The organism is Flavobacterium algoritolerans, from assembly GCF_030010385.1.
Classification (GTDB): Bacteria; Bacteroidota; Bacteroidia; order Flavobacteriales; family Flavobacteriaceae; genus Flavobacterium; species Flavobacterium algoritolerans.
Map to the genome: position 1 here is coordinate 170,731 of NZ_JASCRZ010000004.1, position 14,448 is coordinate 185,178.

Genomic DNA, 14,448 nt, shown 5'->3' on the forward strand with positions numbered 1-14,448 from the left:
AATTTAGTCACGCTCGACAAGGCCCCTTTTTATTTGACTTACGAAAACGTAATAGTGTTGAAAACTTTCTGATTTACATAAATTTTTATCAGTTTAATTACCATTTATAAAATTTAATTTTATCTTTATTAAGAAATAATTTTTTACCATATCTTCACCATGAAAAGGAAAATAACGCTTAAACAAATTGCAAAAGAATTAGATGTATCCATTTCTACCGTTTCAAAATCTTTGAGAAATAGCCTCGAAATAGGTGAAGAAACCAGACTAAAAGTTCAAGCATTTGCTAAATTTTACCACTACAAGCCAAACAATATTGCACTTAGTTTAAAAAACAGAAAAACCAAAACCATTGGAATCATTATTCCAGAAATAGTTCACCATTTCTTTTCAACAGTTATTAACGGAATCGAACAGGTTGCAAATGAAAACGGATATAGCGTTATCATCTGTCTGTCAGACGATTCCTTTGACAAAGAAGTCTTAAATATGGAAATGCTGGCTAATGGCAGCATTGATGGTTTTATCATGTCGCTTTCAAAAGAAACCCAATTCAGAGGCGATTTCCATCATATTACCGAAGTCATCAATCAAGGAATGCCCGTTGTGATGTTTGACAGAGTTACCAATGATATCCTTTGCGACAAAGTAATTATAGACGATAAATATGCGGCTTATGAAGCCGTTCAAAGCTTGATTGATAAAGGACGAAAAAAAATCGCTCTGGTTACCACCGTTGATTATGTAAGCGTAGGAAAACTAAGAACTGATGGGTACACTAAAGCACTTCTTGATAACGGAATACCTTTTAATGAAGACCTAATCATCAAAATTGAAGACATTGATACCTGCGAAATCACCATTGGAAAACTATTGGAAGATAAAGCTATTGATGCCGTTTTTGCTGTAAATGAACTTTTTGCAGTTACAATAATCAAAACAGCTAATAAAATAGGGCTGAATGTGCCAAATGATTTAGCGGTTATTGCTTTTACAGATGGTATAATTTCCAAATATTCTACACCTACTATTACTACCGTAAGTCAGAGTGGAATAAAAATGGGAAATAAAGCCGCAAAAATGCTAATTGAAAGACTCGAATCTGAAGAAGACGAAGAGGACGAAAACTATAAAACTGAAGTAATTGAAACCCATTTGATAGAAAGAGAATCAACTAATTAATTTTTATTTGTTAGTTTATTCATTACTACAACCTTGTAGTTGAAAATGTTTCCTTTAATTTTTTTATGAGAAACAAATGTTTGAAATATATTTTTATATTTACCCATTCAAAGCTTCAACTTTTACTTCGAAAATAAGATAAGTTTTGATAAGCATAGCGCTTATCGTATTAATTTTTTAAATTACGATAATGGAAAAGCGTAAATTAAGTTTCTGGCAAATTTGGAACATGAGTTTCGGTTTTCTAGGAATACAATTTGGTTTTGCACTGCAAAACGCAAACACTTCAAGAATTTTTGAAACATTAGGTGCAAAGGTTGATGAAATCCCTATTTTATGGATTGCTGCTCCTGTTACCGGTTTAATTATCCAACCTATAATTGGTTATTTTAGCGATAGAACTTGGACCAGATTAGGCCGACGCAGACCTTATTTTCTGATAGGTGCCATTTTATCATCGATAGCTTTGTTCATAATGCCTAATTCGCCTACATTGTGGGTTGCCGCAGGAACATTATGGATGATGGATGCCTCAATCAACATTTCAATGGAACCTTTCCGCGCCTTTGTAGGGGATAATCTACCCGAAAAGCAACGAACTTTAGGTTTTGCCATGCAAAGTTTTTTCATTGGATTGGGTGCCGTTGTCGGTTCCTTACTTCCTTACATTTTCACAAACGTTTTTGGCGTAAGCAATACCGCAGCTGAAGGAATCATCCCAGATTCTGTAAAATGGTCTTTCTATATAGGAGGAATTGTTTTTCTACTGGCTGTACTGTGGACTATTTTTAAATCTACTGAATATTCTCCTGAAGAATTAGAAGCTTTTGAACAAAAAGACAAAGACACTAAAGAAATAGCTCCAATTGAAACTGAGTTCGAAACCAAAGCGAATATCAAAAGACAATTCAATTTAGGATTTGTAATGACTTTGTTAGGAAGCATCATTTCGTTTATTATTTACGAAAACCAACTTACTAAAGAACTCTACATTTTATTTATCGGATTAATTGTGATTGGAATCTTATTCATGGTTACTTCCAGACTTAGGGTTGTCCAAATAAAAAATGGTTTCACGATCATCATGACCGATTTATTGAACATGCCCACCACAATGAAAAAACTGGCTTGGGTTCAATTCTTTTCTTGGTTTGCACTTTTTTCCATGTGGATTTACACTACTCAAGCCGTTACACAACATATTTTTGGAACAACGGATACAACTTCAAAAGTATATAATGATGCTGCTGACTGGGTATCAGTTCTTTTCACAGTTTACAATGGAGTAGCTGCTGCAGTTGCTTTTTTATTGCCTGTAATAGCAAAAAAAGTAGGGGTTCGATCCACACATTTACTGGCATTGTGTTCTGGTGGTGTAGGATTACTTTCTATTTATTTTATTGGAGACAAATATTTATTATTAATTCCAATGTTAGGCGTTGGTATTGCATGGGCCAGTATTTTATCAATGCCTTATGCGATGCTATCAGGTGCTTTACCAGCAGCAAAAATGGGGTATTATATGGGAGTTTTCAACTTTTTTGTAGTTATTCCACAAATTGTTGCCGCAACAATCTTAGGTTTTATTGTCAAACAATTTTTTCAAAACGAACCTATTTACGCATTATTAATTGGCGGAGTATCGATGATATTTGCCGGTTTACTTACCCTTAGAGTAAACAACAGAACAAAAATTGAAATTCATGAATAATAGAAAAGCATTCATATTTGACCTTGACGGAGTGATTGTTGACACAGCAAAATACCATTATTTAGCGTGGCAAAAAATCGCAAATGAATTAGATATTGAATTTACACTGGAACATAATGAATTATTAAAAGGAGTAAGCCGTGTGCGCTCTTTGGATATTATATTAGAATTAGGAAAAGTGGAAGCTTCGCAAGAAGATAAAGACCGATGGTTACTTCAAAAAAATGAAGAGTATTTATCCTATTTAGTTGATATGGACGAAAGCGAGATTCTTCCTGGAGTATATCCAATTTTAAAATTTCTAAAAGAAAAAAATCAACCGATAGCATTGGGTTCTGCGAGTAAAAATGCCAGACCCATTCTGGAGAAAACTGGAATACTATCTTATTTTGATGTTATTGTAGATGGAAATGATGTGACCAATGCAAAGCCTGATCCTGAAGTTTTCCTGATTGCTGCTAAATTATTAGAAACAAAACCGGAAGATGCTTTTGTTTTTGAAGATTCAGTGGCGGGAGTTCAAGCAGCCAATATTGGAAACATGACCAGTATAGGAATCGGTGAAGCTGGTATTTTGCATGAAGCAAAATACATCTTTAAAGATTTCACAGCAATTGATACTAACTTCATAGAAGACTTAATAAAAAGATAGAATAAAAAACAAGAGGTTCCATAAACTGTGGTAAAACCATAAAATCGAACCTTTAAACCATACATTTTTCAAACTTTAAACAACAAGGAAAGAATGAATCAAGATTATATAAAACCAGATAATTGGTCAATCATAGAAGAAGGATTTGATGTAGAGAGCGTAAAATCATCTGAAAGTTTGTTCAGCATTGGGAACGGTGCAATGGGACAACGTGCTAATTTTGAAGAAAATTATACTGGAGAAACATTCCAGGGAAGTTACATCGCAGGAATATATTACCCGGACAAAACTAAAGTGGGCTGGTGGAAAAACGGTTATCCGGAATATTTTGCAAAAGTTTTAAATGCTCCCAATTGGATTGGAATCGATATCGAAATCAACGGAGAAAAATTCGATTTGAATACCTGTACCGAAGTCAAAAATTTTCGTCGTGAGTTGAACATGAAAGAAGGTTGGTACAATCGCTCTTTTGAAGCCACATTGAAAAACGGAACTCAAATAGCAGTTACTATTCGTCGTTTTCTTTCTATCGTTCTGGATGAAGTTGGGGTTATTAATTACGAAATTACACCTTTGAACAAAGATTCAAAAATAGTGTACAAACCATATATTGATGCTGGCGTAACCAATGAAGATGCCAACTGGGAAGAAAAATTCTGGGAACCACTTGAGGTGAAAAAATCAGTAAATGAAGCTTTTGTAACGGCACAAACGTTCAAAACACATTTCAAAGTAACCACTTTCATGCAAAATAGCATTTTGTCTAATGGTGAAAAAACGGCTATTTCTCCTTCTAATATTGATGCGACTTCCGATAAAATTCAATTTAGTTATGATGTAATTGTGGCTCAAGGCCAAAAATCATCTATCCAAAAAATTGGTGGTTACACGGTTTCTTTAAACCACGAAAACACCGTTACTGCTGCGGAGAAAGTGATTCAATCCGCATTAGCGTTAGGATACGAGAAAATGTTGCAGGACCAGATTGATGCTTGGGCAAAAATTTGGGAGATGTCAGATATTACAATTGATGGCGATGTAAAAGCACAACAAGGAATTCGTTTCAATATTTTCCAGTTGAACCAAACCTATTTAGGAAAAGATTCCCGTTTGAACATTGGACCAAAAGGTTTCACGGGAGAAAAATACGGCGGATCGACTTATTGGGATACCGAGGCGTATTGCATTCCGTTTTACATGGCGACCAAAGATCAGGAAGTGGCTCGAAATTTATTGACCTACCGCTACAATCAATTGGATAAAGCCATTGAAAACGCTGCTAAATTAGGATTTACTAATGGTGCTGCTTTGTATCCGATGGTAACTATGAACGGTGAAGAATGCCATAACGAATGGGAAATTACTTTTGAAGAAATTCATAGAAACGGAGCCATTGCATTTGCCATTTATAACTTTTACAGATACACTGGCGACTACAGTTACATCCCTGAAAAAGGACTGGAAGTATTAATAGGGATTGCACGTTTTTGGCATCAAAGAGCCAACTTTTCGACTCATTTAAACCAATATGTAATTCTTGGAGTTACGGGTCCAAATGAATATGAGAACAACGTAAACAATAATTTCTACACCAATTATATTGCAAAATGGTGTCTGGAATATACCTACGAACAAATTCAAAAAGTGTCTCTGGAATACCCTTCAGATCACAAAAGAATTACGGAAAAAGTAAAAATATCGGATTCTGAATTACAATCTTGGAAAAAAGTTTCGGATAATATGTACTTCCCTTTTTCGGAAGAACATAACGTGTATTTGCAACAAGATGGTTTCTTGGACAAAGAATTAGTTCGCGTAGCTGATTTGGACAAAAACCAAAGACCAATCAATCAAAAATGGTCTTGGGACCGAATTTTACGTTCGCCGTACATCAAACAAGCCGATGTTTTACAGTGTTTCTATTTCTTTGAAGATCATTTTTCGAAAGAAGAACTGAAAAATAATTTTGAGTTTTACGAATCATTTACCGTTCATGAAAGTTCACTTTCGCCTTGCGTACATTCGATTCAAGCGGCTTTATTAGACAAAATGGATATGGCGTACACGTTCTATTTGAGAACTTCACGTCTGGATTTAGATGATTACAATAAAGAAGTGGAAGAAGGCTGTCATATTACATCGATGGCAGGAACTTGGATGAGTATCGTGGAAGGTTTTGGCGGAATGAGAATTAAAGAAGATACGCTTCATTTTTCTCCAAAAATTCCAAAAGAATGGGAAGGTTACTCGTTTAAAATTAATTTCAGAAATCAAATTTTGAAAGTAGCAATTAATCATAAGGAAACAACTTTTTCAATTGATGGCGACAAAGAATTGAAAATCATAGTAAATGGTCAGCCTACAGTTGTTAAGTCTGAAAATTTAGTTACGGTATAATAAACAATTGCTAGAACTTGTAGTTAATTCTATCACTTGATTCCAAGCCTCGCTAGGCTTACTAACAATCCCAATAACATTGGGATTGTTTAATTGATAACTGTTCTTAATTCAAATTTAAGGATTCCAATTTTTATAAAATCGGCTGACTATTTTAAGTTAGCGAAAAATCTAAATGTCAATAAAATATATTTCACAATGCATAAAACAGGTTCGTTTCCGTTCATAAATAGGAGCTTTCTAAAAAAAATAACCTTATTCCTTTTTTTTATGTCTTTAACTTTAAACGCTCAAATCGACAAAATGGAACCGCCTTTTTGGTACGCAGGAATGCAAAATCCAGAACTGCAAATTCTTTTTTATGGCAAAGACATTTCTCAATACCAAGTCACGGTTTCTAATGGTATAAAAATAACTAACGTTAAAAGAACGGAAAACTCCAACTACATTTTTGTTACCATTGACACCAAAAAAGTAGCTGCATCTGATTTTGTTTTTACTTTTAAAAACAACAACAAAGAAACATTTACACAAAAATACAGCTTGCGCCAAAGAAGAGAAAATTCAGCACAACGCAAAAGCTTTGATTCTTCGGATATGATGTATTTATTGATGCCGGATCGCTTTGCCAACGGAAACAGAAACAACGACAGTGAAAATGCTACCCAAGAAAAATACAATAGAGAATTACCTGGAGGAAGACACGGTGGCGATATTGAAGGAATCATAAAAAACTTGGATTACATAGCAGAACTGGGCGCAACGACCATTTGGAGTACGCCTCTTTGTGAGGATAACGACGCTAAGTTTTCGTATCACACGTATGGTCAATCCGATGTGTATAAAATAGACCCCCGTTACGGCAGCAATGCTGATTATGTTCGATTAGCAGCCGAAATGCACAAAAGAGACATGAAACTGGTAATGGATTATGTGACGAATCACTGGGGAATTGAACACTGGATGATGAAAGACTTACCTACAAAAGAATGGATCAATCAATTTGAAACCTACACGCAAACCAATCACAAAAGAACGGTTATCCACGACACTAATGCTTCAAAATTTGATAAAAAAATCGCGATAGACGGTTGGTTTGTTCCATCGATGCCCGATTTAAATTTGACAAATCCTTTGACTTTAAAATACCTGATTCAAAATGCGATTTGGTGGATTGAATATGCAGATTTGGATGGGTTTAGAGTAGATACTTATAATTATTCAGACCCAAAAGGAATTGCAAAATGGACAAAATCCATCACCGATGAATACCCAAATTTTAATATTGTAGGGGAAGTTTGGATGCAAAGTCAAGCGCAAATGGCGTATTGGCAAAAAGACAGTAAAATTGCTGAAATACAAAATTACAACTCGTATTTACCAAGTGTAATGGATTTTACATTATATGAGGCAACCAGTAAAGCGTTCAGTGAAGACGAAGGAACTTGGGACAAAGGAGTGGTGAAAATGTATGATAATTTTACAAATGATTTTCTGTATCCAAACATCAACAATATGTTAATTTTTGTCGAAAATCACGACACGAATCGTTTCAATCAAACCTACGGAAACGACATCAGAAAATACAAGATGGCAATGACTTTGATGGCTACCGTTCGTGGAATTCCTCAATTGTATTACGGAAGCGAAATAGGTATGGCCGGTGATAAAAACAAAGGCGATGCCGATATTCGTCAAGATTTCCCAGGCGGTTGGGAAGGCGATCAAAACAATGCTTTCATCAAAGAAGGAAGAACTCCGGGACAAAGCGATTATTTTAATTTTACTTCTAAATTATTCAATTGGAGAAAAACAAAAGCGGCGGTTCATTTTGGAAAAATGACACATTACATTCCGGAGAATAACATCTACGTTTATTTTAGATACAACAAAGATGAAACGGTGATGGTTCTAATGAACAATAGTAATGAGACCAAAACTGTCAATACACATCGTTTCAAAGAAAACATCAAAGACTTTAAAACCGGAAAAGATGTAATTTCTGAACTTACATTTGACGTTACAAACGAAATTATAATAGAACCTAAGTCCGTTTTGATTTTAGAATTGAAGTAACACATACCACATCAAACAGCTAAGTAACAAATCATTTAATGCTATAAAAATGAAAAAATATTCAATCCCACTTTTACTATTAACCATGACAATAATGAGTAGTTGCTCCAGTACACAAACAGTTGCTGAGAGTAACAAAACACCTTTCGTTTGGGAAGGAGCGAATGTTTATTTCTTAATGACAGACCGTTTTAATAATGGCGACACTTCAAATGATATAAACTTCAACAGAACCAAAACAACGGGAAAACTTCGTGGTTTTGAAGGTGGCGATATCAAAGGAATTTCTCAAAAAATTGACGAAGGTTATTTTGATAAATTAGGAATCAATGCCATTTGGTTTACACCAATAGTAGAGCAAATTCACGATGGTGTTGACGAAGGAACAGGTTTAAGTTATGGCTTTCATGGCTATTGGGCGAGAGACTGGACGAACTTAGATCCTAACTTTGGAACAAAAGAAGATTTGGCTGCATTAGTTCAAAAAGCACACGCACACGGAATCCGAATCATTCTTGATGGCGTAATCAATCATACCGGTCCCGTAACTCCCGAAGATACGGTTTGGCCAAATGACTGGGTGCGAACAGGACCCAATTGCGATTACAAATCGTTTGAAAACACAACTGCGTGTACGCTGGTTTCTAATCTTCCGGATATAAAAACAGAAAACAATCAAGCGGTAGCGTTACCTCCTTTTTTAATCGAAAAATGGAAAAAAGAAGGGCGTTACGAACAAGAAATGAAAGAACTGGATGTGTTTTTTGCTCGTACGGGATATCCAAGAGCACCAAAATACTACATCATCAAATGGTTGACGGATTATATTGCGGATTACGGAATTGACGGTTATCGTGGCGACACGGTAAAACATACCGATGAAACGGTTTGGGCTGATTTCAAGACCCAATGTGATTATGCTTTTACAACTTGGAAGAAAAACAATCCTACAAAAGTTTTAGATAATAATCCTTTTTACACCATTGCTGAAGTTTATAATTATGGTATCAGCGGCGGACAAGATTTTGATTTTGGAGACAAAAAAATAAACTATTTTAAAAATGGTTTCAACAATATGATCAATTTTGAGTTCAAATGGGATGCACAAAAAGACTATGAATTTATATTTTCCAAATATTCTGACAAGCTAAACAATGACTTAAAAGGATATAGTGTTTTGAATTATTTGTCTTCACACGATGACGGTGGACCATTTGATGCAAATCGTACCAAAACTATAGAAAGCGGAACAAAATTATTACTGAGTCCTGGACTTTCTCAAGTATATTATGGTGATGAAAGCGCTCGTTCTTTAGTGATCGAAGGAACAAAAGGCGATGCTACCTTGCGTTCGTTTATGAATTGGGAAGCTATCAAATCAAATCCTGAAACTCAAAAAACGCTGTTGCATTGGCAAAAATTAGGTCAATTCAGGAAAAACCATCCTTCGATAGGAGCAGGAATTCACAAGCAAATTTCAGCTCAACCGTATGTTTTTAGCAGAACTTTCTCTAAAGGAGATTTTACAGATAAAGTAGTTGTTGGATTGGATTTGGTAATTGGTACAAAAGATCTTGCTATAGATTCAATTTTCGCAGACGGCACATCATTAAAAGATGCCTATTCCGGAAAAGAAGCAATCGTTTCCAATGGAAAAGTGACAATCAATACTGAATTTGATATTGTTTTATTAGAATTGAAAAAATAATTTTTAAAATAATTTAATCCAAACGCCTTTAGAAATGAAGGCGTTTTTTTTATGTTTACCTTTACCAAAAAATAAAAGAAAATGCTCAAAATTGGACATCGTGGCGCAAAAGGACATGAACCAGAGAACACCTTTATTTCGTTCCAAAAAGCATTAGACATGCAGGTGGACGGCATTGAACTCGACGTGCATTTGAGTGCTGATGGCGAAATAATGGTTATTCATGACGAATCTATTGACCGAACGACCAATGGAAAAGGTTTTGTAGATGCATTATCTTTGCGCGAATTGAAAGCCTTTAGAATAAATGAAGAGCAGCAAATCCCAACTCTAAAGGAGGTTTTTGATTTGGTAAACCAAGATTGTTTTATCAATATTGAGCTCAAAAGTTATGAGGCAACCGATAAAGTAGTTTCGCTTATTGAAAAATACGTCACTAAAAAAGGATGGAAATACGACCGATTTTTAATTTCCAGTTTTGATTGGAATGCGCTGCAACAAGTGGCGTTTTTAAATGATAAAATTCCAATTGGCGTTTTAACGGAAACCGATTTAGACTTGGCTTTGGCTTTCGCCAAATTCATTCAGGCAAAATCCATTCATCCGCATTTTCATTTATTGACAAAAGAAAACACGGCAAAAATACAGGAAAAAGGATTGCAGGTTTTCCCGTGGACCATCAATGAATTAGAAGACATTCAAAAAATAAAAACATTCAACGTAAACGGAATCATCACTGATTTCCCAAATAGAATATGAACCAGAATTTCGATATAATAATAGTAGGCGGCGGCGCAGCAGGTTTTTTTACAGCGATTAATATTGTGGAGAAAAATCCAAAATTAAAAGTTGCAATTCTGGAACGCGGAGCTGAAGTATTGCAAAAAGTTAGAATTTCCGGTGGCGGAAGATGCAACGTAACGCACGCTTGTTTTGAACCGAATGAATTGGTAAAATTTTATCCGCGTGGCGAAAAAGAATTACGCGGTCCTTTTCATCAGTTTTGTTCTGGAGATACGATTGAATGGTTCGAGAAGCATGGCGTAGAACTCAAAATTGAAGCGGACGGACGCATGTTTCCCGTTTCAAATTCTTCACAAACAATTATTGATTGTTTTCTAAAAGCGACACAAAAACTAGGAATTGCAGTGCTTACGGGACAAAGTGTACAATCTATTTTCAATCCCGAAGTTTCGGGAGAAAATTTTTGGAAAATTGAAACCCAAACTGAAAATTATCTTGCCGAAAAGCTAATTTTAGCCACAGGGAGCAATCCTAAAGTCTGGGAAATGTTACAGAATTTTGGTCACGCAGTTGTCAGCCCAGTTCCTTCCCTATTCACTTTCAACATCAAAGATTCCAGAATAAAAGAATTGCCCGGAGTTGCGGCACAAGTTACCGTAAAAGTAAAAGACACTAAACTTACTTCAACAGGACCGTTGTTAATTACCCATTGGGGAATGAGCGGACCCGCAATATTAAAACTCTCGGCTTGGGGTGCCCGCATCTTGCATGACAAAAATTATCAGTTCACCATTTTCGTGAATTGGTTGAATGATGAAGATACTGCCGATGTCGAGAAGAAGCTAAAAGACTTAAAACAAGAACACGCTAAAAAATCAGTTTCAAAAAAATCTCCTTTCGAATTAACCAATAGATTATGGGAAAGTTTAGTGCTCGCTTCCGGAATTGAAGTGGAGACAAAATGGGCCGATTTATCTAAAATACAATTGCAAAATCTAGCCATTCAATTGACGAACGGGACTTTTCAGGTCAACGGAAAAAGCACGTTTAAGGAAGAATTTGTAACTGCCGGCGGAATTGATTTAAAAGAAATTAACTTCAAAACAATGGAAAGCAAATTACATGATAATCTTTATTTTGCTGGTGAAATCGTCAATATTGATGCCATTACAGGCGGATTCAATTTTCAGAATGCATGGACGAGCGGGTTTATTGTGGCTACTGCAATTTAAATTTAATTAACAAGAGTTTAAAACTTCAGTAAGTTTTATTTAAGAAGATTCTGATAACTTTACTATCGTATTATCAGAAACTTATGAAAACAAAACTACTCGCCTCCTTTTTTATTTTATTTCTTCACCATATTGGTCTAGCACAAGTTAGCAACCGCATTCAGGGACAAGTATTATTTGATAAAACCGCTGCAACCAAAGTTGAAGTAATCAATTCAACCTCCAAAACCGTTATTTTGACCGATACTGATGGAAAGTTTGCAATTAACATTGAAATTAATGATGTATTAGTTTTTGTTGCTAAAAATCATAAAATTAAAGAAATAAAAATTTCAGTAGCAGTCTTAAACCAAGGTGCTCTTAAAGTAACTTTATCTTCTAAAGTAGAAGAGCTTAAAGAAGTGGTTGTTCAAAGCATGCCGTCCATAAAGCTTGGTAAAGATGCTAAATGGGAACAAGCCAAACTAGATCAATACGCTCTTGAAAAAAATGCAAAATCATTAAAAAATCCTGGCATTTATACTGGTACCATTGAAAACGGCATGAATTTAATGAGAATTGGCGGAATGATAGCTAAGTTGTTCCAGAAAAAGAATACTGATACAGAGGTAAAAGGTCCTGTTCTGCCTTTTGTAGAGGCTGCAAAAACACAAATCGAACCAGAATTTTATACCGACACATTACAACTTCAACCTGAGGAAATTGGAAAATTTCTAGATTTCTGCAACAAAGACCCAAAGTCAAAAATAATTGCTGAACAACAAAATGTACTTTCGCTTCAGGAATTTATGAGTCTCAAAATATTACATTTCAAAAGCAAATAAACTTTTAAAATATCATTGCAACCCAGACAAAAGTAAGTTTCTGAAATACGAAATCTTATCTATTCAACCACCAAATACTTCCATTTAAAACGGCAGCAAAACTTACCCAAGCCAAATACGGAAGCAATAAATAGCCCGCAATTTTATTGATTTTGGCAAATTGAACGTACGTTTCAAAAATCATCAACCACAATACAATAATTTCTAATCCGGCTAACATTGGATTGTGTAAACCAAAGAATAAATACGACCACAAAGCATTTAGTGCCAATTGTATTGCAAAGAAAACCAATGCTTTTTTTACAACCTCTTTTTCTGATTCAATTCTATCCCAAACTAATCCTGCGGCAACGCCCATCATCACATACAACATACTCCAAACTGGTGCAAAAACCCAATTAGGCGGATTAAAACTTGGTTTTACTAAAGTTGGATACCACGTTGTAATGGCAGATCGGGTGACAATTCCAGAGAAATATCCAATCGCAAGACACGTAACAACAACAGCTAATATTCGGGTAATTTTATTCATTTTTATATTTTTTAAAATGTACTCTTTTCTTGAAACATATGAGCTATTTAAGAAACAATAAGTGTACTGATTATCTCGTAAACTTTATATTTCTAACCATTAAGGAATTAAGAAAAATTAAGCCCAATACTTAATGAAGCTTAATTCCTTAATGGTTAAAAAATCCTTGATGGACTTATATGATTATTTTTATTGTCCAAATTTACTTAAATCTTTGTAACGATTAACCAACTAAACGAATAAACAAATAACCCAAAAAAAGTATCTTTGCGTAAATTTATACATTCATGATTTCAGCAAACGATTTTATTCCATCAAAATATACACATTCGATTGAAAGCGGAAATTTTCAATGGAGTGCGCCCAGTAACATTGCTCTTGTAAAATATTGGGGAAAAAAGGACAATCAAATTCCAGCCAATCCTTCGGTGAGTTTTACCTTGAATAATTGTAAAACGATAACGAAATTGGCTTTCGCCAAAAAAGAAAACGACGGTACATTTTCCTTTGATTTACTTTTTGAAGGGAAACCAAAAGAAGATTTCAAACCAAAAATTCAAAAATTTCTGGAGCGAATAGAAATTTATTTGCCGTTTTTAAAAGACTTCCATTTTACAATTGATACAGAGAATACCTTTCCTCACAGTTCCGGAATTGCTTCATCAGCATCTGGAATGGCAGCTTTGGCGATGAACTTGATGAGTTTAGAAAAAGCGTTAAACCCTGAGATTACCGAGGAATATTTCTATCAAAAAGCATCTTTATTAGCACGCCTAGGTTCCGGGAGCGCTTGCAGAAGTGTAAAAGGACAAGTTGTAGTTTGGGGAAATCATGCAAATATCTCCGGAAGTTCTGATTTATTTGGGGTAGAATTTCCTAATGCGATTCATACAAATTTTAAGAATTTTCAAGATACTATTTTACTGGTTGACAAAGGTGAAAAACAGGTTTCGAGTACCATTGGTCATGATTTAATGCACAACCATCCTTTTGCCGAAAGGCGATTTGCACAAGCACATGAAAACTTAGACCAACTAATTACCATTTTTGAAAGTGGGGATTTAGAGGAATTTATCAAAATTGTAGAAAGCGAAGCCTTGACTTTGCATGCTATGATGATGACCTCAATGCCTTATTTTATACTAATGAAACCGAACACTTTGGAGATTATAAATGCGATTTGGAGATTTAGAAATGAGACTAGAATTCCGGTTTGTTTCACGCTTGATGCTGGTGCAAATGTGCATGTTTTATATCCTGAAAATATGGCCGAAATAGTTTTACAATTTATTAAGAACGAATTAGTTGGCTATTGTCAAAATGGTCAGTACATTTGTGACAAAATTGGAAATGGAGCTTCGTTGATTTAATCTGTTTTTTTCCTATCTTT

Annotated in this window: 11 protein-coding genes; 10 read left to right on the forward strand and 1 reads right to left on the reverse strand. The window is 35.0% G+C overall.

Going from position 1 to position 14,448, the window contains the following annotated elements:
• Positions 1-159 precede the first annotated feature (159 nt).
• From QLS65_RS10500 to QLS65_RS10540, 9 genes are all read left to right on the forward strand, one after another.
• A complete protein-coding gene (locus tag QLS65_RS10500) occupies positions 160-1,182 on the forward strand; it encodes a LacI family DNA-binding transcriptional regulator (RefSeq protein WP_099713676.1) in 1,023 nt (340 codons plus the stop codon).
• A gap of 190 nt (positions 1,183-1,372) precedes the next feature.
• Positions 1,373-2,893: an MFS transporter gene (locus tag QLS65_RS10505; RefSeq protein WP_282717464.1), complete on the forward strand. Its 1,521-nt coding sequence runs from the start codon at positions 1,373-1,375 to the stop codon at positions 2,891-2,893.
• Entirely contained in the window at positions 2,886-3,545 is a 660-nt protein-coding gene (gene pgmB, locus QLS65_RS10510) for a beta-phosphoglucomutase (protein ID WP_282717466.1), read from the forward strand. Before QLS65_RS10505 ends, pgmB begins: the two co-directional genes overlap by 8 nt.
• Before the next feature lie 93 nt (positions 3,546-3,638).
• Positions 3,639-5,942 (forward strand): glycoside hydrolase family 65 protein, encoded by a 2,304-nt coding sequence (locus QLS65_RS10515; RefSeq protein ID WP_282717468.1) that lies wholly within the window; start codon positions 3,639-3,641, stop codon positions 5,940-5,942.
• Positions 5,943-6,212: 270 nt separating this feature from the next.
• Complete coding sequence (locus tag QLS65_RS10520; RefSeq protein ID WP_282717470.1) at positions 6,213-8,018, forward strand: glycoside hydrolase family 13 protein; 1,806 nt, start codon at positions 6,213-6,215, stop codon at positions 8,016-8,018.
• A 49-nt stretch (positions 8,019-8,067) separates the two neighbouring features.
• Entirely contained in the window at positions 8,068-9,726 is a 1,659-nt protein-coding gene (locus QLS65_RS10525) for an alpha-amylase family glycosyl hydrolase (RefSeq protein ID WP_282717472.1), read from the forward strand.
• Positions 9,727-9,807: 81 nt separating this feature from the next.
• Positions 9,808-10,485: a glycerophosphodiester phosphodiesterase gene (locus QLS65_RS10530; protein ID WP_282717479.1), complete on the forward strand. Its 678-nt coding sequence runs from the start codon at positions 9,808-9,810 to the stop codon at positions 10,483-10,485.
• The gene (locus QLS65_RS10535; RefSeq protein WP_282717485.1) at positions 10,482-11,702 is read left to right on the forward strand and encodes a BaiN/RdsA family NAD(P)/FAD-dependent oxidoreductase; all 1,221 of its coding nucleotides are present in this window, start codon (positions 10,482-10,484) and stop codon (positions 11,700-11,702) included. Before QLS65_RS10530 ends, QLS65_RS10535 begins: the two co-directional genes overlap by 4 nt.
• A gap of 83 nt (positions 11,703-11,785) precedes the next feature.
• Positions 11,786-12,526, forward strand: coding sequence for a hypothetical protein (locus QLS65_RS10540; protein WP_282717492.1), 741 nt, complete (start codon positions 11,786-11,788; stop codon positions 12,524-12,526).
• A gap of 55 nt (positions 12,527-12,581) precedes the next feature.
• Here QLS65_RS10540 and QLS65_RS10545 read toward each other — a convergent pair whose 3' ends face one another.
• Complete coding sequence (locus QLS65_RS10545; RefSeq protein WP_282713196.1) at positions 12,582-13,058, reverse strand: TspO/MBR family protein; 477 nt, start codon at positions 13,056-13,058, stop codon at positions 12,582-12,584.
• Between the two features lie 287 nt (positions 13,059-13,345).
• Here QLS65_RS10545 and QLS65_RS10550 point away from each other — a divergent pair, with 287 nt between their 5' ends.
• On the forward strand, positions 13,346-14,428 hold the full coding sequence (locus tag QLS65_RS10550; protein WP_282717494.1) for a diphosphomevalonate decarboxylase: 1,083 nt from the start codon (positions 13,346-13,348) through the stop codon (positions 14,426-14,428).
• The last annotated feature ends 20 nt before the right edge of the window (positions 14,429-14,448 follow it).

Bases quoted from the DNA above. Each gene is read 5' to 3' on its own strand.
- QLS65_RS10545 (WP_282713196.1), bottom strand. From the start codon at position 13,058: ATGAATAAAATTACCCGAATATTAGCTGTTGTTGTTACGTGTCTTGCG.
- QLS65_RS10525 (WP_282717472.1), top strand. From the start codon at position 8,068: ATGAAAAAATATTCAATCCCACTTTTACTATTAACCATGACAATAATG.
- QLS65_RS10505 (WP_282717464.1), top strand. From the start codon at position 1,373: ATGGAAAAGCGTAAATTAAGTTTCTGGCAAATTTGGAACATGAGTTTC.
- QLS65_RS10535 (WP_282717485.1), top strand. From the start codon at position 10,482: ATGAACCAGAATTTCGATATAATAATAGTAGGCGGCGGCGCAGCAGGT.
- pgmB (WP_282717466.1), top strand. From the start codon at position 2,886: ATGAATAATAGAAAAGCATTCATATTTGACCTTGACGGAGTGATTGTT.
- QLS65_RS10515 (WP_282717468.1), top strand. From the start codon at position 3,639: ATGAATCAAGATTATATAAAACCAGATAATTGGTCAATCATAGAAGAA.
- QLS65_RS10500 (WP_099713676.1), top strand. From the start codon at position 160: ATGAAAAGGAAAATAACGCTTAAACAAATTGCAAAAGAATTAGATGTA.
- QLS65_RS10550 (WP_282717494.1), top strand. From the start codon at position 13,346: ATGATTTCAGCAAACGATTTTATTCCATCAAAATATACACATTCGATT.
- QLS65_RS10530 (WP_282717479.1), top strand. From the start codon at position 9,808: ATGCTCAAAATTGGACATCGTGGCGCAAAAGGACATGAACCAGAGAAC.
- QLS65_RS10520 (WP_282717470.1), top strand. From the start codon at position 6,213: ATGTCTTTAACTTTAAACGCTCAAATCGACAAAATGGAACCGCCTTTT.
- QLS65_RS10540 (WP_282717492.1), top strand. From the start codon at position 11,786: ATGAAAACAAAACTACTCGCCTCCTTTTTTATTTTATTTCTTCACCAT.